This window comes from Pseudomonas sp. NBRC 111130 (assembly GCF_001320485.1).
GTDB classification, from domain to species: Bacteria; Pseudomonadota; Gammaproteobacteria; order Pseudomonadales; family Pseudomonadaceae; genus Aquipseudomonas; species Aquipseudomonas vlassakiae.
Window position 1 is genome coordinate 1 of the sequence record NZ_BCBG01000066.1, and the last position, 19458, is coordinate 19458.

General features: G+C 66.0%; 20 protein-coding genes. 10 read left to right on the forward strand and 10 right to left on the reverse strand.

Annotation, left to right across the window (positions count from 1 at the left end; all coding sequences use genetic code 11):
* Positions 1-68: 68 nt before the first annotated feature.
* Positions 69-833, reverse strand: coding sequence for a transcriptional regulator GlcC (gene glcC, locus APH33_RS21510; RefSeq protein WP_054887081.1), 765 nt, complete (start codon positions 831-833; stop codon positions 69-71).
* A gap of 195 nt (positions 834-1028) precedes the next feature.
* Between glcC and glcD the strand changes: the two genes are divergently transcribed.
* From glcD to APH33_RS21545, 7 genes are all read left to right on the forward strand, one after another.
* Positions 1029-2528: a glycolate oxidase subunit GlcD gene (glcD, locus tag APH33_RS21515; RefSeq protein WP_054887082.1), complete on the forward strand. Its 1500-nt coding sequence runs from the start codon at positions 1029-1031 to the stop codon at positions 2526-2528.
* Complete coding sequence (gene glcE / locus APH33_RS21520) at positions 2528-3580, forward strand: glycolate oxidase subunit GlcE (protein ID WP_054887083.1); 1053 nt, start codon at positions 2528-2530, stop codon at positions 3578-3580. The genes glcD and glcE overlap by 1 nt, the downstream gene beginning before the upstream one ends.
* A gap of 10 nt (positions 3581-3590) precedes the next feature.
* Positions 3591-4826, forward strand: coding sequence for a glycolate oxidase subunit GlcF (gene glcF / locus APH33_RS21525; protein WP_054887084.1), 1236 nt, complete (start codon positions 3591-3593; stop codon positions 4824-4826).
* Positions 4819-5217: a heme-binding protein gene (locus APH33_RS21530; protein ID WP_054887085.1), complete on the forward strand. Its 399-nt coding sequence runs from the start codon at positions 4819-4821 to the stop codon at positions 5215-5217. The genes glcF and APH33_RS21530 overlap by 8 nt, the downstream gene beginning before the upstream one ends.
* A 150-nt stretch (positions 5218-5367) precedes the next feature.
* On the forward strand, positions 5368-7536 hold the full coding sequence (locus tag APH33_RS21535) for a malate synthase G (RefSeq protein WP_054887086.1): 2169 nt from the start codon (positions 5368-5370) through the stop codon (positions 7534-7536).
* Positions 7537-7712: 176 nt separating this feature from the next.
* Entirely contained in the window at positions 7713-8051 is a 339-nt protein-coding gene (locus APH33_RS21540; protein ID WP_054887087.1) for a hypothetical protein, read from the forward strand.
* A gap of 39 nt (positions 8052-8090) precedes the next feature.
* On the forward strand, positions 8091-9524 hold the full coding sequence (locus tag APH33_RS21545; RefSeq protein WP_054887088.1) for a PLP-dependent aminotransferase family protein: 1434 nt from the start codon (positions 8091-8093) through the stop codon (positions 9522-9524).
* On the opposite strand, the gene APH33_RS21550 is transcribed toward APH33_RS21545, so the two are convergent.
* Positions 9517-10710, reverse strand: coding sequence for a cyanate transporter (locus APH33_RS21550; RefSeq protein ID WP_054887089.1), 1194 nt, complete (start codon positions 10708-10710; stop codon positions 9517-9519). The two genes, APH33_RS21545 and APH33_RS21550, sit on opposite strands and share 8 nt — an antisense overlap.
* A 199-nt stretch (positions 10711-10909) precedes the next feature.
* Here APH33_RS21550 and APH33_RS21555 point away from each other — a divergent pair, with 199 nt between their 5' ends.
* Positions 10910-11347, forward strand: a complete 438-nt coding sequence (locus tag APH33_RS21555) for a carboxymuconolactone decarboxylase family protein (RefSeq protein WP_054887090.1) — start codon at positions 10910-10912, stop codon at positions 11345-11347.
* Between the two features lie 120 nt (positions 11348-11467).
* Here the strand turns inward: APH33_RS21555 and APH33_RS21560 are convergent, their stop codons facing one another.
* Positions 11468-12193, reverse strand: coding sequence for a hypothetical protein (locus APH33_RS21560; RefSeq protein WP_054887091.1), 726 nt, complete (start codon positions 12191-12193; stop codon positions 11468-11470).
* A 79-nt stretch (positions 12194-12272) separates the two neighbouring features.
* Positions 12273-13016 (reverse strand): sulfite exporter TauE/SafE family protein, encoded by a 744-nt coding sequence (locus APH33_RS21565; protein WP_054887092.1) that lies wholly within the window; start codon positions 13014-13016, stop codon positions 12273-12275.
* Positions 13017-13147: 131 nt separating this feature from the next.
* Here APH33_RS21565 and APH33_RS21570 point away from each other — a divergent pair, with 131 nt between their 5' ends.
* Positions 13148-13771 (forward strand): glutathione S-transferase family protein, encoded by a 624-nt coding sequence (locus APH33_RS21570; protein WP_054887093.1) that lies wholly within the window; start codon positions 13148-13150, stop codon positions 13769-13771.
* A gap of 231 nt (positions 13772-14002) precedes the next feature.
* Here the strand turns inward: APH33_RS21570 and APH33_RS21575 are convergent, their stop codons facing one another.
* Both APH33_RS21575 and APH33_RS21580 read right to left on the reverse strand, forming a co-directional pair.
* Positions 14003-14365 carry a DUF6508 domain-containing protein gene (locus APH33_RS21575; protein WP_054887094.1) on the reverse strand — a complete coding sequence of 121 codons (363 nt, stop codon included), beginning with the start codon at positions 14363-14365 and terminating at the stop codon, positions 14003-14005.
* A gap of 65 nt (positions 14366-14430) precedes the next feature.
* Positions 14431-15597, reverse strand: coding sequence for an MFS transporter (locus APH33_RS21580; RefSeq protein ID WP_054887095.1), 1167 nt, complete (start codon positions 15595-15597; stop codon positions 14431-14433).
* 94 nt (positions 15598-15691) lie between these two features.
* Here APH33_RS21580 and APH33_RS21585 point away from each other — a divergent pair, with 94 nt between their 5' ends.
* Positions 15692-16603 (forward strand): LysR family transcriptional regulator, encoded by a 912-nt coding sequence (locus APH33_RS21585; RefSeq protein WP_054887096.1) that lies wholly within the window; start codon positions 15692-15694, stop codon positions 16601-16603.
* Between the two features lie 30 nt (positions 16604-16633).
* Here APH33_RS21585 and APH33_RS21590 read toward each other — a convergent pair whose 3' ends face one another.
* Genes APH33_RS21590 through APH33_RS21605 form a run of 4 tightly spaced genes read right to left on the reverse strand, consistent with a single transcriptional unit; the run spans position 16634 to position 19259 of the window.
* Positions 16634-17686 carry a DUF1615 domain-containing protein gene (locus APH33_RS21590; RefSeq protein WP_054887097.1) on the reverse strand — a complete coding sequence of 351 codons (1053 nt, stop codon included), beginning with the start codon at positions 17684-17686 and terminating at the stop codon, positions 16634-16636.
* A gap of 26 nt (positions 17687-17712) precedes the next feature.
* Positions 17713-18264 carry a hydrolase gene (locus APH33_RS21595; RefSeq protein ID WP_054887098.1) on the reverse strand — a complete coding sequence of 184 codons (552 nt, stop codon included), beginning with the start codon at positions 18262-18264 and terminating at the stop codon, positions 17713-17715.
* Positions 18265-18321: 57 nt separating this feature from the next.
* Positions 18322-19041, reverse strand: a complete 720-nt coding sequence (locus tag APH33_RS21600; protein WP_054887099.1) for a thioesterase II family protein — start codon at positions 19039-19041, stop codon at positions 18322-18324.
* Positions 19038-19259: an MbtH family protein gene (locus APH33_RS21605; protein WP_054887100.1), complete on the reverse strand. Its 222-nt coding sequence runs from the start codon at positions 19257-19259 to the stop codon at positions 19038-19040. Before APH33_RS21605 ends, APH33_RS21600 begins: the two co-directional genes overlap by 4 nt.
* Between the last annotated feature and the right edge of the window lie 199 nt (positions 19260-19458).

Here is a 19458-nt window from a genome sequence, read left to right on the forward strand (position 1 = left end):
CAACACATGAAAATGCGTGTTCTCTGTGGGAGCGGGCGTGCCCGCGAAGAGGCCAGTACAGGCAAAACTCAGCCCCAACCATCCATGCGCATCGTCGCCCTGACCAGGCGTTGCTCTTCCTGCTCGATATCCCGCAAGCTGTCGCGAATCCCGTTGATATGTTCGCGCGCTGCCCGCTGCGCCTGCTCGGGCAATTGCTCCATCACCGCGTGATACAAGCGCGCATGCTGGCGGTCGATCTGGCGCTTTTGCGCAGGGCGGCAATACAGGTTGTTGACCGAGGCGAACACCGTACTCAAGGTCAGGTCGCTCAATGACTGCAAGGTATGCACCAGCACCGGATTGTGTGACGCCTCGCTGATCGCCCGATGGAAGGCATGGTCACGCCGGGCATGTTCGCGTGGGTCGAGCACTTCGGCAGCCGCATGGGCATCGAGCATGTCTTCATAGCGCCTGCGGATCAGCAGGCGGTCGACATCGGTGGCGCGCAACGCCGCCAGGCGTGCCGATTCCGCCTCCAGCAAGGCGCGCACTTCCAGCAAGTCGAACAGCGTGCGCGGCTGTGAGCTGAACAGGTGCATCAACGGTGTGGCCCCCGCCTGCCCGGCCAGGTCGGCAACGAACGAACCGCGCCCCTGCTCGGTGTCGATGATGCCGCGCCCACGCAAGATGCGCAGGCCCTCCCGCAATGCCGACCGCGAGCAACCGAGCTTTTCCACCAGCCGCCGTTCCGATGGCAAGGCCTGGCCGACCTTGAGCACACCTTCGACGATCAGCCGCTCCACCCGCTCGGCCACCTGGTCTGCGACCTTGGCCTTGCCTTCAATCCCCATTAGCACACTCCAACTGGTAGGACCACTGCCCTGCGCCGACACCAATCTAGCCGGTCGAAGCCATGGATAACCAGCCCCCAACGGAAAAACTGGTAGGACCAGTGCCCTATGCCCTCGACCGCTCCCGGCCAAACGCGCAGGCTGCAAAGCGTCCGGTTTGCCCACAACAACAAAAATTGCCGCTGAGTGAGCCTCATGAACATCCTCTACGACGAACGTGTCGACGGCGCGCTGCCCGCCGTGGATCAGCCCGCGCTGTTACAGGCGTTGCGCGATGCACTCCCCGACCTGGAGATCCTGCATCGGGCGGAAGATCTCAAGCCGTATGAATGCGACGGCCTCTCGGCCTACCGCACTGTGCCGCTACTGGTGGTGCTGCCCGAACGCCTGGAACAGGTGCAGACGTTGCTCAGGCTCTGCCACCTGCGTGGCGTGCCGGTGGTGGCGCGCGGCGCCGGGACCGGCCTGTCGGGCGGTGCCCTGCCACTGGCCAAGGGCATCCTGCTGGTAATGGCACGCTTCAACCGCATTCTCGAAGTCAACCCACAAGGGCGTTTCGCCCGGGTGCAGCCCGGTGTACGCAACCTGGCCATTTCCCAGGCGGCCGCGCCCCATGGCCTGTACTACGCACCCGACCCGTCTTCGCAAATCGCCTGCTCGATCGGCGGCAACGTCGCCGAAAACGCCGGTGGCGTGCACTGCCTGAAGTACGGCCTGACCGTGCACAACCTGCTCAAGGTCGAAATCCTCACCGTCGAGGGCGAACGCCTGACCTTGGGCAGCGACGCCCTCGACAGCCCGGGCTTCGACCTGCTGGCGCTGTTCACCGGCTCCGAGGGCATGCTCGGCATCGTTACCGAAGTGACCGTCAAACTGCTGCCCAAACCCCAGGTGGCGCGAGTTCTGCTGGCCAGCTTCGATAGCGTCGAGGACGCCGGCCGCGCCGTGGCCGAGATCATCGCCGCCGGCATCATCCCCGGTGGCCTGGAGATGATGGACAACCTGGCGATCCGCGCCGCGGAGGATTTCATCCACGCCGGCTACCCGGTGGACGCGGCCGCCATCCTCTTGTGCGAGCTGGATGGTGTCGAAGCCGACGTCCAGGATGACTGCGCGCGGGTGGCCGACGTGCTCAAGCAAGCCGGTGCCCGTGAAGTGCGCCTGGCCTGCGACGAAGCCGAGCGTGTGCGCTTCTGGGCCGGGCGCAAGAATGCCTTCCCGGCGGTGGGGCGGATTTCCCCGGACTACTACTGCATGGACGGCACCATCCCGCGGCGCGAGCTGCCACGGGTGCTCAAGGGCATCAGTGAACTGAGCGAGGAATATGGCCTGCGCGTGGCCAACGTGTTCCATGCCGGCGATGGCAACATGCACCCGCTGATCCTGTTCGATGCCAACCTGCCTGGCGAGCTGGAACGCGCCGAGGCCATCGGCGGGCGGATCCTCGAATTGTGCGTGGCGGTGGGCGGCAGCATCACCGGCGAGCACGGCGTAGGCCGCGAGAAGATCAACCAGATGTGCGCGCAGTTCAACAGCGACGAAATCACCCTGTTCCATGCCGTCAAGGCGGCATTCGACCCGCAAGGGCTGCTCAACCCGGGCAAGAACATCCCCACCCTGCACCGCTGCGCCGAGTTCGGTGCACTGCACGTGCACCACGGGCAATTGCCCTTCCCCGAACTGGAGCGCTTCTGATGAGCATGGACCGCGACATGAGCCCGGACCTGCTCGAACAGGTCAACCAGGCCCTCAACCAGGGCACGCCGCTGCGCATCCAGGGAGGCAACAGCAAGGCCATGCTCGGCCGCCCGGTGGCCGGCGAAATCCTCGATACCCGCAACCACCGGGGCATCGTCAGCTACGACCCGACCGAGCTGGTGCTCACCGCCCGGGCTGGCACGCCGTTGCTGGAGATCGAGGCGGCGCTGCACGAGGCCGGGCAAATGCTGCCCTGCGAACCGCCGCACCTGGGCGCCGAGGCGACCCTGGGCGGCATGGTCGCGGCCGGGTTGTCCGGCCCGCGCCGGCCATGGGCCGGGTCGGTACGTGACTACGTACTCGGCACGCGGGTCATCACCGGGCACGGCAAGCTACTGCGTTTTGGTGGCGAAGTGATGAAGAACGTTGCCGGCTATGACGTCTCGCGGCTGATGGCCGGCAGCTTTGGCTGCCTCGGGGTGTTGACCGAAGTGTCGCTGAAGGTACTGCCACGCCCACGCGAATGCCTCAGCCTGCGCCTGCCGATGGACCGCCACCAGGCCTTGGCCGAACTGGCCGAATGGGGCCAGCAGCCGCTGCCGATAAGCGCCGCCTGCCACGATGGCGAAGCACTGCACCTGCGCCTGGAAGGGGGTGAAGGCTCGGTCCAGTCGGCCCGCCAGCGCCTGGGCGGCGAAGTGCTGGACAGCCGTTTCTGGAGTGACCTGCGCGAACAGCGCCTGGCCTTCTTCTGCGACCCGGCGCCGCTATGGCGGCTGTCGGTCCCGACCGCCAGCGGCGAACTCGACTTGCCGGGGCAGCAGCTCATCGACTGGGGCGGCGCGCAACGCTGGCTGAAGTCGACGGCACCGGTGCAGTTGATCCGCGAACAAGCGGCCAGGGCCGGCGGCCACGCCACCCTCTATGCCCCCGGCGACGACAGCAGCGCGCCGCTGCCAGCGGCGCTGCTGCGCTACCACCTCGCGCTCAAGCAACAACTCGATCCCCAGGGCGTATTCAACCCTGGCCGCCTGTACCCGGAACTGTGAGGCCACGCCCATGCAAACCAACCTGAGCGAAAGCGCCAAGCGCCTGCCCCGCGGCGAGGAAGCCGAAAGCATCCTGCGCACCTGCGTACACTGCGGTTTCTGCACGGCCACCTGCCCGACCTACCAGTTGCTCGGCGATGAACTGGACGGGCCACGGGGGCGTATCTACCTGATCAAGCAGGTGCTCGAAGGCGCGCCGGTCACCGCCAGCACGCAACTGCACCTGGACCGTTGCCTGACCTGCCGCAACTGCGAAACCACCTGCCCGTCGGGGGTCAAGTACCACGACCTGCTGGACATCGGCCGCGCCGTGGTCGAGCAGCGGGTACCGCGCCCGCTCGGCCAGCGCCTGCTGCGCCAGGGCCTGCGCGCAGTGGTGCCACGCCCGGCGCTGTTCAAGGCCCTGACGCGCACGGGCCAAGCCCTGCGGCCGTTGCTGCCGGCCGAACTGAAGAGCAAGCTGCCGGCCCAGGTGACGCCCCCCGGCGAACGGCCCGTGCCCCGCCATGCGCGGCGCATCCTGCTGCTCGAAGGTTGCGTGCAGGCCGCCTTGTCGCCCAATACCAACGCCGCCACCGCGCGCCTGCTGGACCGCCTGGGGATCAGCGTGGAGCCGGCGGCTGAAGCCGGCTGCTGCGGTGCGGTGGACTACCACCTCAATGCCCAGGAACAAGGCCTGGAGCGCGCCCGGCGCAACATCGATGCCTGGTGGCCGGCCATCGAGGCCGGCGCCGAAGCCATCGTGCAGACCGCCAGTGGCTGCGGTGCCTTCGTGCGTGACTACGGTCACCTGCTGGCACACGACCCGCGTTACGCCACCAAGGCTGCACGGGTCAGTGCCCTGTCGCGGGACCTGGTCGAAGTGCTGCGCGACGAACCGGTCGAACAACTCGGCCTGTGCGCCGACCAGCGCCTGGCCTTCCATTGCCCTTGCACCCTGCAACATGCGCTCAAGCTCGGCGGCCAGGTCGAAAGCCTGCTGACGCGCCTGGGCTTCACCCTTACCGCAGTGCCGGACGGCCACCTGTGCTGCGGCTCGGCCGGCACCTATTCGCTGACCCAGCCGGTGCTGTCGCGGCAATTGCGCGACAACCGCCTGAACGCGCTGGAAAGCGGCAAACCACAGGTCATCGCTACCGCCAACATCGGCTGCCAGACCCACCTCGACGGGGCCGGGCGCACGCCGGTGCGGCACTGGATCGAAATCGTCGAAGCAGCCTTGAGCCAGGAGAACAGCCATGCATAGCAAACCCGTGATCGGCCAGGCGGAAGTGAGCCGCCTGCTCGCCGCCGCCCGCCAGCAAGCCCAGGCGCAACAGTGGAAGGTGACCATCGCCGTGGTCGACGACGGCGGCCACCCGCTGGCCCTGGAGCGTATGGACGGCTGTGCCCCGTCGAGTGCCTACATCGCCATGGAAAAGGCCCGCAGTGCCGCCCTGGGGCGCAAGGAAACCCGCGACTTCGAGCAAATGGTCAATGGCGGGCGTACCGCCTTTGTCACCGCGCCACTGCTGACCAGCCTGGAAGGCGGCGTGCCCGTGCTGGTCGACGGCCAGGTGGTGGGCGCCGTCGGCGTGTCCGGGGTCAAGCCCGAGCAGGATGCCCAGGTAGCCAAGGCGGGCGTGGCGGCCCTTTGAATCGGCGCCGCACCCTTCGCGGGTGAACCCGCTCCCACAGGGACAGCACAGGTTTCAACGGTTGCTCAGTACCTGTAGGAGCGGCTTTAGCCGCGAAGAGGCCGGCACAAGCAGCACATTCTCTGAATCTGTACACTGAGCGAGAAGACAATGCCCCATCCCCTCAAAGTCGCCCCGATCCTGCAACGCTTCATCGAGGATGAAGTGCTGCCTGGCACCGGCATCGACGCCGCCAGCTTCTGGCAAGGCTTCAGCACCCTGGTCCACGACCTGGCCCCACGCAACCGCGAGCTGCTCGCCGAACGCGAGCGCCTGCAGCACGAACTGGACAACTGGCACCGCCAGCACCCGGGCCCGATCCGTGACATGGCTGCCTACCAGGCGTTCCTGCGCCGCATCGGCTACCTCGTTGAAACCCCGCAGCACGTGCGCATCAGCACCAACCAGGTCGACCGCGAAATCGCCGAGCAGGCCGGCCCGCAACTGGTAGTGCCGCTGAGCAATGCCCGCTACGCGCTGAACGCCGCCAACGCCCGCTGGGGCTCGCTGTATGACGCCCTGTACGGTACCGACGCCATCCCCGACAGTGACAGCGCCGGGCGCGGCCAGGGCTACAACCCGGAGCGCGGCGCCAAGGTCATTGCTTTCGGCCGGGAATTCCTCGACCGCTCGGCACCGCTCGCAGGTGCTTCCCACACCGACGCCCAGACCTACACGGTCGACCAGGGCAACCTGTCGGTGACCTTGCGCGATGGCCGCCAGGTCGGCCTCGCGGAGCCTGCGCAGCTGCGCGGCTATCAAGGCCAACCCGGCCAACCAACGGCCATCCTGCTGCAACACCATCGCCTGCATGTCGAAATCCAGGTCGACCCAACCAGCACCATCGGCAAAGCCGACCCCGCCGGGGTCAAGGACATCCTCATCGAAGCGGCGTTGACCACCATCATCGACTGCGAGGACTCGGTGGCGGCAGTGGATGCCGAGGACAAGGTGAATGTCTACCGCAACTGGCTGGGGCTGATGAAGGGCGACCTCAGCGAGCAGGTCAGCAAGGGTGGCGAGACCTTCACCCGCATGCTGGCCAAGGACCGCGAATATCAGGGTGCGGATGGCCAGCCACTGACCCTGCCCGGCCGCTCGCTGCTGTTCATCCGTAACGTCGGCCACCTGATGACCAACCCGGCGATCCACGACCGCGATGGCCGGGAGATCCCCGAGGGCATCCTTGACGCCGTGGTCACCAGCCTGATCGGTCTGCACGACCTCAAGCGTCGCGGCAACTCCCGCGAAGGCAGCCTGTACATCGTCAAGCCGAAGATGCATGGCCCGGCCGAAGTGGCCTTCGCCGACCAACTGTTCGGCCGTGTCGAGGACCTGCTGGGCCTGCCCCGGCACACCTTGAAGATGGGCATCATGGACGAAGAGCGGCGCACCAGCGTCAACCTCGCGGCCTGCATCGCCAGCGCGGGAGCGCGGGTGGTGTTCATCAACACCGGGTTCCTCGACCGCACCGGCGACGAGATGCACAGCGCCATGGAAGCCGGCGCCATGCTGCGCAAGGGCGACATGAAAGGCAGCGCCTGGATCCAGGCCTACGAACGCAGCAACGTGCTGGTGGGCCTGGCCTGCGGCCTGCGCGGCAAGGCGCAGATCGGCAAGGGCATGTGGGCCATGCCTGACCTGATGGCGGCCATGCTCGAGCAGAAGGTCGCCCAGCCCCGCGCCGGCGCCAACACCGCCTGGGTGCCCTCACCGACTGCCGCGACCTTGCATGCGCTGCATTATCACCAGGTGGACGTGCCGGCTGTACAGGCGCAACTGGAAAGCGTCGACCTGAACGCCGAGCGCGAACAGTTGCTGCATGACCTGCTGAGCATCCCGGTCAGCCCGGGCCGGCCCTGGAATGCCGAGGATATCCAGGCCGAGCTGGACAACAACTGCCAGGGCATCCTGGGGTATGTCGTGCGCTGGGTGGAGCAAGGCGTCGGGTGCTCGAAGGTGCCGGACATCCATGACGTGGGGTTGATGGAAGACCGTGCCACCTTGCGCATCTCGGCCCAGCACATCGCCAACTGGCTGCATCATGGGGTGGTCGGCAGTGATCAGGTCGAGACGACTTTGCAGCGCATGGCCAAGGTGGTGGACCAGCAAAATGCCGGGGATCCGGCGTACCGGCCGATGGCCGGTAATTTCGCGGGCTCGCATGCATACCGTGCAGCACAGGAGCTGGTGTTCAAGGGGCGTGAGCAACCTGGCGGGTATACCGAGCCGTTGCTGCATGGGTGGCGTTTGAAGTTCAAGCAGGAGGCTGAGCAGTAACAACCTTCGTGGAAATGCCCACCCGCTGCGTAGTGCAGGCTGCGCCGCTGCGGGTCGGCATTCTCACCTTCTTGGGATTCACAGAAAATTCCCACAGCGCATTCCGAAGTGCCTTACTTGCCGCCCTTGGGTCGGTCAAAACATGATCGACGTCTTCGCCACAGAGGACCCTGCGCATGCACCCAGATTCCCGCACCCAGGCCGAACTGCGCAGTGCCCTGCGCGAGCTGCTGGCCCACGACGTCAACAACCCGGACGACGACCCACACCTGTCAGGCGTGCTGTTCTTTTGTGCAACCGACGAATACACCCGGCAACTGGTCGAGCGCATCGAACTGCTTGCCAGCGAGATCTTCTTCGATCCCTGCGGGCGAGCCATCCGCCACCGGATGCGCGCCATCGGCGTCAAGGGCGTGCGCATCAAGCAGAAACGCAAGGCTTCGGCGGATGAAACGGTGATATGCATCGACCTCAACGACAAGGGCTACATCACGGTGAGCACCGCACGGTTCTGATCCGCTATCCTCAGCACTCTCGTGCCTGGGACAGCGATCATGGAACTGCATATCCGCCTGGACGGCCGCAAAGGCCTGGCCGACCAGCTCTACCAGCAACTGCGCGCCGGCATCGACAGCGGCCACCTGGCCGCCGGCACGCAACTGCCGCCGACCCGGCTGCTGGCCGAGCAACTGGGCGTGTCGCGCAAGACCGTGGCCGAGGCCTATTCGCGGTTGACCTACGACAACCTGCTCAGCGGCGTGGTCGGCCGCGGCACCTTCATCACCCCGCGCCAAGCGCTGCGCACCCATGAACCCTCCACCGTGCCCCTGGCCGCTGCCGCCGCCCTGGAGCGCTGGCAGCAACGCGCCACGGTACTTGCCAGGCGCACCCAGGAAGCCCCGTCGCGCTATGACTTCATCGGCGGTGCCTCGAACAAGGCGCAGTTCCCCTTCGACCAGTGGCGCAGTTGCCTGAACTACGCGCTGCGCCGCAGCCAGCGACACCCCGAACGGCAGTTTGCCGCCCAGGGCTTGCCCGAACTGCGCGAGGCCATTGCCCGCCATATCGCCTATGCCCGTGGCGTGCATTGCAATGGGGCAGATGTACTGGTGTGCAATGGCGCCCAACAGGCCCTGGACCTGATCGCCCGGGTACTGGTCGAGCCCGGCTGCCAGGTGGCCATGGAAGACCCCGGCTACCCGCCCGCACGCCAGCTGTTCCTGGCCCTGGGGGCAAAGCTGCAATCCGTGCCGGTGGACGATGAGGGACTGTGCGTTTCTCACATCGCCGAGGGCACTCGGCTGATCTACGTGACGCCTTCGCACCAGTTTCCGCTCGGCATGCCGATGAGCGAGGCCCGCCGTCATGCCTTGCTGGCGCGGGCCGCCGAGCTAGGCGCGTTGATCATCGAGGACGACTACGACTGCGAATTCCGCTACCAGGGCCAGGCCGCCGATGCGCTGCAGCGCCTCGACCGGCAAGGGCTGGTGGCGTATGTCGGGACCTTTTCCAAGACCTTGCTGCCAGAGCTGCGCCTGGGTTACGCGGTGCTGCCTCCGGCAGTGCTCAGCGCCGCCTGCGTGGCCAAACACCTGAGCGACTGGCACAGCCCGACCTTGCTGCAGTGGGCCCTGGCTCGGTTCATTGGCGAGGGCCACCTGAACAAGCATATCCGCCGCTGCCATGACATCTACAGCGGCCGCCGCGAACGCATTCTGGCGCGGCTGGACGGCGACCTGGCGCCCTGGTTCAGCGCCGTGCCCGCCAATGCAGGGTTCCACCTGAGCGCGCTGGCGCGGCCTGGGGTGGATGTCGAGTTGCTGGCCAACCTCGCCCGCAAGGTGGAGGTGGGCCTGTACTCGCTGGCGCCGTTCTTCAGCGAAGCGCCCGTGCGCCAAGGGTTGCTGCTGGGCTTCGGCGCCATCGAGCTGCTGGACATCGACCCGGCACTGGACCGCGTCCGCGATACCTTGCAACGTCTCAGTTGAGCGCCGCCTCGCCAGCCTGCCGCGGCCGGGCGATGGCCGCTGCGTAGCCGCGTGGGGCGAAACAGGCGGTCACCAGCAGCATCGCCAGCACGGTGACGGTCAGCAGCGTCCACGATGCCTGGAAATCACCGCTGACATCCCGCAACCAACCGGTGATGTACGGGATGATGCCGGTGATGATGAAGCCGATGCCCTGCACGAAGGCCGCCAGGCTGCCGGCTTCAGCGGGCGTCTGGAGGTGCTCCAGGGTCAAGGTCAGGCTCAGGCTGAAGCAAGCGCCCAAGCCAAAGCCGATCAGCGCTACCCACAGGCCCATGGCCAGCGTCGGTGCCAGCAGCAAGCCAAGGAAGCCCGCCAGCTGGATCGACAGTGCCAGCCACAAGCCCGGGCGCCGGTCAGCAACGCCGCGCAGCAACAGCGGCAGGCCCAGGGCACCGCACACCTGGAAAATGGTCATCAGGCCGACCAGGCCGCCACCGCCCTGCGCCGTGCCACCGTGCTCCAGGTGGTAGGCCGGTAGCCAGGCGACCATGCTGGTATAGCCGCCATTGATCAGGCCGAAGTACAGCGCCAGCAGCCAGGCCCGCCGCGTGCCGAACCAGTGCCCGCCAGCGGCGCCGGCCAGCTTCGGTGCGTATGCCCGGGGCCGCAGCACGGCCCAGGCCAGCACCGCCAGCAGCGCCGGGATCGCCCACAAGCCCAGCCCGGCCTGCCAGTGGCCGAAGTGCCCGCTGATAGACGGGCCGAGCACCGCAGCCAGGCCGCCGCCACACATCAGCGCCGCCGAGTACAGGCCCATGGTCCCGGCCAGGCGGCCGGGGAACCAGCGATTGACCAAGCCCGGCATCATGCCCTGCACCACCGCCACGCCCAACCCGGCCAGTACCGCGCTGGCGATCAGCGCCCAGGCGCTGTCCAGTTGCAGCCGCCACAGGCAGGCCAGGGCAATGGCGCCAAGGCCGGCGAGCATGCAGCCATGTTCGCTGACCCAGCGCCGCAGCCAGGGCTGCAACAACGGCACCAGGCCCATGCACAGTACCGGCAACGCCGTCAGCAATGCCGCCTGCTGGTAGCCCAGCCCGGTGCTGGCGCGCATCGGCTCGAGCAACGGGCCAATACTGGTCAGGATCGGTCTCAGGTTCAGTGCTAGCAAGATCACCAGCAACAGGTTCAACGCCCCTCTCATCACGTATCGAAACTCCCAAGCAAGACCCGGCCATTATCCTGTCCAGGCAGTCAGGGAAGAAATGAAGAGATTGGATGCAGGTCAGTGGCCACCTTAATGGCCCGATTGGCCTCCCGGCAAAGCGCGCGATTGGCTATCGGGCCAGTCACCGCTCGGCGCTAAGGTAGCGGCATGTCCACACACATCCCTGGAGCACGTCATGCACAACCGTATCGAATGGGCCAAACACGCGCCGGAAGCCTACAAGGCCATGGTCGGCCTGGAGCAGGCCCTGGCCAAGAGTGGCCTGGAAAACTCACTGCTTGAGCTGGTGCGCCTGCGGGCTTCGCAGATCAACGGCTGCGCCTACTGCGTGAACATGCATGCCAATGACGCGCGCAAGGCCGGCGAGACCGAGGCGCGCTTGCAGACCCTGTGCGCCTGGCAGGAAACGAATTATTTCACCCCGCGTGAACGTGCCGCGCTGGCCTGGGTGGAATGCCTGACCCGTCTGCCCGAGCGTGGCGCCCCGCAAGCAGAATACGAAGCGCTGCAGCAGCACTTCGAGCCGGCCGAGCTGGCCAACCTGACCTTGGCCATCGCCACCATCAACGCCTGGAACCGCTTTGGCGTGGGCTTTGCCATGGTTCCAGCCTGAGTGATCCTGTACCGGCCTCTTCGCGGGCTTGCCCGCTCCCACAGGGACACCACAGCTCTCAAGCCTTGTGCAGTACCTGTGGGAGCGGGCAAGCCCGCGAAGAGGCCGGTGCAGGAATGCTCAGGCCAGGGCGCGCCGCCGGGCCAGGCAGGCGTACCCCATCCCCAGCACGCTGAGCATCAATGCCGCGAGCAACCCCACCAACTCGCGGCTGTAGCGTGCCACCAGCGCCGGGAACCCAGTGAATTCACGGTAGACCCGCACAGTGGCCTCGCCACCAGCAAAACTGACACCGATGCCACCCTGGCGAATCTGTGCGTAGTCGGCGTCGAAATACACCCAGACCCGGCACTCGCTGCCCTTCTTGATGGCCGGTATCTCTACCTGCGCCGTCGCCGCCTCGTACAGGGTGTCGTTACCCGACCCATCGCGTACCTGCACCAGGCCCTTGGCCGGCAGCCGGATCTTCACCTCACGCACATCACTGTCGCCACGGGTGTGCAGGTCGATGAGCAAGCCAGTACGGTGGTCGACCAACCCGGCTTCGAAGGGTTTGGCAAACAGCTGCGCATAAGGTGCCTGGGCCAGTTCGATCAGCTTGTCGACCTGATACGGGTTCAACGCGCCGTCGCTGATGGTGTTGATGCGCGGCTGCAACTGCTCGTACTTGAGCTGCGCGTTGGCCCGGCTGATGCGCTCGCTGAACTGGCTGGGATAGGTCAGGTAAGCGTAGGTCAAGGTCGCCTCGAGCCGTGACTGGGGCTTGAGCAGCATATAAGCCACCAGGATGACCATCAGGCCAAGCAGCATGGCGATCAGACGTTTGCCGACTTTGTCCCAACTCAACGGTGCGGTTCCTTCTGTTACGGCACGGAAGATCGAAGCGGCGCAAAGGGTGCCAAGTTCAGTGCCTCCAGGCAAGCACTCAACGGCTCGACAACTGCGGCAGCGATGCCATGAGCATGGCCACCCCCGAGGCGGTCAACAACCCCAGCACCACCCGGCGAAACGCCAGCTCGCTGATTCCCAGGTACACCCGCGTGCCCAGCAGCGCCGGCAGTGCCATGGACAGCAGCACCACAGCGAACGCGGGCAGCATGTCGCGGGTCACCACGCCGGTGCCCAGGTAGGTGAGCATGGTCACCAGCAGCATCGACAGGTTGAAGTTCTGGATCACCGCACGCTGGGTATCACGCTCGAAGCCGCGCAAGGTACACCACAGTGTAGGCACTGTGCCGGTAAAACCACCGATTCCGCCGAGCGCCCCGCCCACCAGGCCCACCGCACCATCGGCCAGGCGGTTGCCCGGCAGCCGTGGCAGGCGCGGCGCCAGCAGCATCAGCGGGCACCACAGCACCAGCAAGGTGCCGAACACCGCCTTGAACCAGAGCATGTCCAGGTACGGCAATACCCACACCCCCAGCGGGATGCCGGCCAGGCCGCCGAGCAAGAACGGCCACAACAGCGCCCAGCTGAAGCCGCGTCGCACGCTGAACACGGCGATCAGCTGGCCGGTGAGGCTGCCGAACACGGTCAGCGACGCCGCCAGGCGTGGTTCCAGGCCCCAGGCCCAGAACGACATCGCGACCATGCCGAAGGCAAAGCCGGAAAGGCCCTGGACGAAACCGGCGACGATGGCACCGAGGGCGATGAGGTAGAAGGCATCCATGGGCGATTCAAGCCTGACGTGATCGGCGTTCCACCTTGCCAGAGCCGCAGGTGAATGTCTGCTTCAGATCCCGCTTGACCCAAACAATGCGGTCGTTGACGATCAGCACTCCCCCCATCAAGGACGAAGCTATGTTACGGATACTGGGCAGGGCCTCATCGATCAACGTGCGCAAGGTGCTGTGGGCCTGTGCCGAATTCAGCATCCCCTTCACCCGCGAAGACTGGGGCAACGGCTTCCGGCCCACCGATGCGCCCGAATTCCTCACGCTCAACCCCAACGCCATGGTCCCGGTGATCCAGGACGGCGATTTCACGCTGTGGGAATCCAACAGCATCATCCGCTACCTGGCCAACCGCTATGGCGATGCGGCCTGCTACCCAAGCGAAGCACAGGCACGGGCGCGCATCGACCAGTGGATCGACTGGCAGGCCTCTGACCTGAACCGGGCGTGGAGTTACCCGTTCATGTCGCGGGTACGCCACTCGCCTGCGCATCAGGATACCCAGGCGCTGGCGGCCGGTTGCGCAGAGTGGGCGCGCTACATGGGCATCCTCGATCGGCAACTGGCTGCGACCGGCGCGTTCGTCGCTTGCAAGCACTTCACCTTGGCCGACATCCCCATCGGCCTGTCGGTGCAGCGCTGGTTCGCCACACCGATCGATCATCCCCAACTGCCCGCCGTGAGTGACTATTACCAACGCCTGAGCCAGCGGCCTGGCTACCTTGCCCATGGACGCAACGGCCTGCCTTGAGCAGGTAGCCGCTGAGCACGCTTCAGAAACCGAGGATGGCGCAGAGCAGGTAGGTGCGCGGCGTGGCGGCCGAACACTCGTGATATGGCGTTGGTCTCGTAGGCCGGCTGGCGAATGCGCAACGCGCTGGCAGTGAAGGCGACTCGGCCCAGGTCGTACTCGGCGCCGACTTCGGCCTGGCGGCTGATGAACAGCGGGAAGATGGTACCGAGCCAAGCTATTTGCGTGCCTTCAGGCAAACGCGGCCAAACGCGAGAGGATGCGCTGCACGTGGCCCCGTTCGATCATGGCCGCCCAATGGCCGTCACAGAACCGTTCACCACGCACGCAGTAGGTCAGCAGGCTCTGCAGTTGGGGCAAGGTGGCCTGGGCGATGGTGTCAGGGGCGCTGAGCAGGTGGTCGGCGGTGGGCCGGTAATTGACGTCGATCCAGCAGTCCCTGCCGGCCTCCTGGTAAAACGCGCTGACCACCGTTTGATAATCGGGCCAAAGGCTGCCTTCCTGGAGGGTGTAGGTCTTGATCGCTACGCCATTGGGGTAGAGCTGGGCCTGGTAGCACAGCAAGGCTTCGATATCGGCCTGGGTGGGATGCATGGTGATTTCCTTATCGGCACCCGGCAAGTCTACACAAACGGGGCTGCTTTGCAGCCCACTGTTCGTTACGCCGTCTGCTGCACCGGCACTGCCGGCCGCGATCGCCAGGCGATGGTCAGCAGCAGCCCCAGCAGCGCCATCCCGGCCCCGGCAAACGACACCGCCGAGTATCCCAACCCTGCGTTGATCACCGCGCCGCCCAGCGCCGCACCAATCGCATTGCCCAGGTTGAACGCGCCAATGTTCACCGCCGAGGCCAAGTTGGGCGCGTCCTTGGCGGCATCCATCACGCGCATCTGCAGCGGCGGCACCAGGGCGAAACTGGCAATGCCCCAGATCAGGATGGCCAGCGCCGTCGGCAGCGACCAGCCAAGCATCGCCGGGAACACCAGCAGCACTGCAATCAACACCAGCAACGACACGATCAAGGTACGCTCGACCGAGCGATCCGCGGCCTTGCCGCCCCACGCGTTGCCCAGGGTCAGGCCAATGCCGAACAGCACCAGCATGGCGGTGATGAAGGTCGTGGAAGCCTGCGCCTGGCTGTGAAGGATCGGTGCAATGTAGGTGAACACGGTGAACATCGCGCTGGAGCCGACCACGGTCAGGGTCAGCGCCGCCAGCACCGGCCCACGCCCCAGCACACGGATTTCGGCCATCACACCTGCGCTCTTGGGCAGCGGCACACTGGGCAGCGCGAACCACAGCGAAGCCATCGCCACCAGGCCCAGGCCGGCAATGCCCCAGAACGCCGTACGCCAGCCGAGCAGCTCTGCGAACCAAGTGGCCAGCGGCACACCGCCAATGGTGGCAAGGGTCAGGCCCATGAACATGGCGGCCACCGCCCCTGCCCGCTTCTCGGGCGGCACCACGCTGGCCGCCACCACCGAGCCGACGCCAAAGAACGCGCCATGGTTGAGCGAGGTCACCACCCGTGCAATCAGCAGGCTCTGGTAATCGGTGGCCAGGGCCGAAAGCAGGTTGCCCAGGGTAAAGATGGCCATCAACCCGATCAGCAGGTAGCGCCGCGGCACTTTGCCGGTGGCCAGGGTCATCAACGGGGCACCGATCAGCACACCTAGCGCGTAGGCACTGACCAGCAGGCCTGCCGCCGGGATCGACACGCCGAGGTCGCTGGCAATGCCGGGCAGCATGCCCATGGGGGCGAACTCGGTCACACCGATGCCGAAGGCACCGATGGCGAGCGCGACGAGAGGGGGATTGATACGCATACAAGGCTCCTTATCTATGACGGGAATGCTACGATAAGACTTTTGAATGCACTAGACCGGTTTCCCGGTAACCACCTTTGCGCTGGAGGCACAGATGGATTTCAACGGGCGATCCGGGGAGATGGAGGTTTTTGCCAAGGTGGTGGATGCCGGCAGCCTGTCTGCCGCGGCCCGCGAGCTGGGCCTGACACCCTCGGCGGTGAGTCGCATCATCGCCCGCGCCGAGCAGCGCCTGGGTACCCGCCTGCTGCTGCGCACCACCCGCGCGATCACCCTCACCACCGAGGGTGAGGCGTACCTGCGCGGGGCGCGGCGCATCCTGGCCGACCTGCTGGAAGTCGAAGAGGCGATCACCGATCAGGGCGTGCCGCGCGGGCGCTTGCGGGTCAGCGCGGCGCTGGGGCATGGGCGGCAGACGGTGGTGCCGTTGCTGACGGCGTTCAGCGCGTTGTATCCGCAGGTGCTGGTGGACCTGACGCTGAGCGATGAAATCGCCGATATCCATGGCGGTCAGGCCGACGTGGCGCTGCGCTTCGGCCAGCTGCCAGACAGCTCGCTCAGTGCACGCTGCATCGGTCATACCGGCCAGGTGGTGGTCGCTTCGCCCGACTACCTGTCACGCTGTGGCGCGCCGCAGGTGCCGGAGGACCTGGCGCAGCACAACTGCCTGCGCTTCAACTTCCGGCGTGCAGCACCGGATTGGCCGTTTCGCCGGGCGGGGGAGGATTTTTCACTGAAAGTGACGGGGAATATCGAGTGCAGCAGTGGCGAGGCGTTGGCGCAGCTGGCCAGGCTGGGGGCGGGCATTGCCCGGATCGGGACCTTTACCGTAGCCGATGAGCTGAAAAACGGACAACTGGTAGCGCTACTGGAAGACTACAACCCAGGCGACCGCGAACCGCTGCATGCGGTATTCGTCGGCGGGCCGGCGATGCCGGCACGGGTGCGGGTGTTCGTGGATTTTCTGGTGGAGCATCACCAGGGCTGGCCGTTGCTGTCGGCCTGAACAGGCTGCCTGCAGGGCCTTGGCCATGCGCTATCGATTCATGCACCGCTCATAACGCTCGTCCACCCGCCCGGCAAACCAGGCGGTCGTCAGCTTACGGGTGATCTTCGGGCTTTTCAGCTCGATCCCCGGCAGCACGGCCCGCGGCAGCGGCTTGCCCGCAGCCGCATCGGCCAGGGCAAACACCCCGCTGTACAGCTTGCTGTCCTCGAACGCCAGGCTGTCACCGAGCTCCAGCTGGTTGCGGATCTGTGTGTTGCGCAGCCCCAGCTTGACCCCGAGCTTGCGCGCCGCCTGCTCAGTGCTGCCGGGCATGATCGAACCGGGGGCGACCAGGTCGCCATCCAGCGCCAGGGATGCCCCCGTGACCTTGCTCAAGGCAGCCTGGAACGCGGCATTGCGGCTGGCGTACCACCCCGCGTTGAAATCAGCGAAGCGGTACAGCTGGCGCTCGTAATGCACCGGATAGCCGAGCAGATGGGCAATACCGAAGTACATGCCCCCACGGCGGCTGAAGACTTCCTGGCGAAGGGTGCCGTCATAGGTGTAGGGATAATCCTTGGCGTGCTTTTCGGCGAAATCAATGCTGACCTGCATCGGCCCGCCGGTGTGCACAGGGTTCAAGCCGTCCAGCAAGGTCTTGCCCAACGGCAAGCGCGCGATGAACTCGTCGTACAGCGCGCTCAGTTGCTTCTCGCTGCGCACTGCCAGCAGGCGCTGCTGATAGCTCTGGCCATTGCCTGAAGGCGTCTTCAGTGCAGCGTCGACCAGCAGCTTGGGAATGTGCAGGCGCGCCGCACGGCGGTCGATTTCCTCACGGGCGATGCGCCCGAGGCCGGGCACTTGCGGGTCAGCATTGAAGGTCGACTCCTGCTCGGTCACCGCCAGCACCGCGCACAGGTTGCGCTTGCTCGGCGCAATGCGCTGGGCCTCGAACGCCACCTGGATATCCCTGGCCCAGCCTTCGCGGTCCCTGGCCTGGGCCGGCAGCAGGCGCATCAGCTGAGCGCGAACCTTGGCCGGGTCGGCCTCCGGCTCTTCCTCGCGGCGCCCGGCGCACCCCTGCAACAGCGCCAGGGCCATCAGCCCGGCCGCCAACAGACGGCCGTTCAGGGCTGTTCACCGACCAGATAGGTCTTGCTGATGTGGCGGAACTGCGGGTGGCTGGCGCTGCCCATGAGCTCGAACAGCACCATTTCCCGGGTCACCACTTGCGCCCCGGCCTGGCGCATGCGCGCAAGGCCCGCGGCTTTGTTGGCCGGGGTACGGCTGTCGCAGGCATCCTCGACCACCAGCACCTGCTTGCCCAGGGCCAGCAGGCCAAGCACGGTCTGCAGCACGCAGACGTGGGTTTCCATGCCGCAGACGATGACCTGCTCACGGGCCATCAGGCCGGCCGGCAAGCATTGGGCGGCCACGCAGGAGAAATGGGTCTTTTCCACCACTTCTGCCGCCGGGGCCACCGCGATCAGTTCCGACAAGGTGTGACCCAGGCCTTTGGGGTACTGCTCGGAAATCACGATCGGCAGTTCCAGGTCATGGCAGGCCGAGAGCAACCAGCGCGCTCGGGCGCGAGTGCCTTGAGGGTCGCTCATGGCGCCGATGAGCTTTTCCTGGATGTCGACCACCAGCAACGTGGCCTTGTGATGTTCGATCAGCATTGTCCGCCTCTTGCCTGGAAAAAGGCCTAGCCTCCCCCAGGCAGGCGGCGCCGTCAATCAGGCAGAAAGCCGATACGCCTCAAGGGCCTGTGTCAGCGCAGCGAGCACCTGGTCCTCGTGCTCGTGGATGAAGAAGTGGCCGCCGGGGAACATCTGCAGCGAAAAGGCACCGAGGGTTTCCCTGCGCCAGGCCTGCAGTTGCTCTGCGCTGGCCCGGTCCGCTTCGCCACCGAGCACATGCAGCGGGCACTGCAAGGCAGGCCGCTGACGGTAGAGATAACGGCCGCAGAGCAGGAAGTCAGCGCGCAGGGTGGGCAAGGTCAGGCTCATCAGCTCGGCATTGGCCAGCACCTCCTCCGGCGTGCCATTGAGTTCGCGCAGTTCGGACTTGAGCTGGTCATCGCTCTTGGGGTCGCGCCAGTTGTGGCCATCGTAATCCTCGCGCCGGGTGGGCGCCGCCGTGCCGCAAGCGAACAGCGCCAGCGGTGCCGGGCAGCCCAATGCGCGCAGTTCGTGGGCCAGTTCGAAGGCCAGCAGTGCGCCAAGACTATGGCCGAGCAACGCATAAGGCGCGTTGACGGCCAGGCGTTGCTCACTGGCCAACTGCCGGGCCAGCGCCTGCATGTCGGTCTGCAGCGGCTCGCCCATGCGTGCCCCCCGCCCAGGGAGTTCGACCGGGCGCACCTGCAGCCAGGCCGGCAGCTTGCGCCGCCAGCGGCTGTAGACCATGGCACTGGCCCCGGAATACGGCAGGCACAGCAGGTTGAGCGGGGTCACTGGGCGGCAGCTGCGGCCATCTGCTGGCGCAGGCTCAAGGGACGCATGTCGGTCCAGACTTCGTCGATGTAGGCCAGGCAATCCTTCTTCAGGCCGCTCTTGCCTACCGCGCGCCAGCCTTCGGGGATGGCCTTGTAGTCCGGCCAGATGGAGTATTGCTCTTCGTGGTTGACCACTACCTGGAACTGGATATCGTCGCGGTCGAATACGGAAGTCATTGCCTGTCTCCTTGAGTGATGGATGCCACTGCGCGCCTGGCGCAGGGAGGTTCTCAGGTAGACGTAGGGCGCTGCGGAAAAATTAGGTTACTCAGGGATTGTGGATAGGCAATGTTCGCCGGGAGAGAGATTTGAGGCTACCAAGTACCTGGCTTGGGTTATGTGGTGGGGCATAAATCGAGCGCCGCCCGCGCGGCGC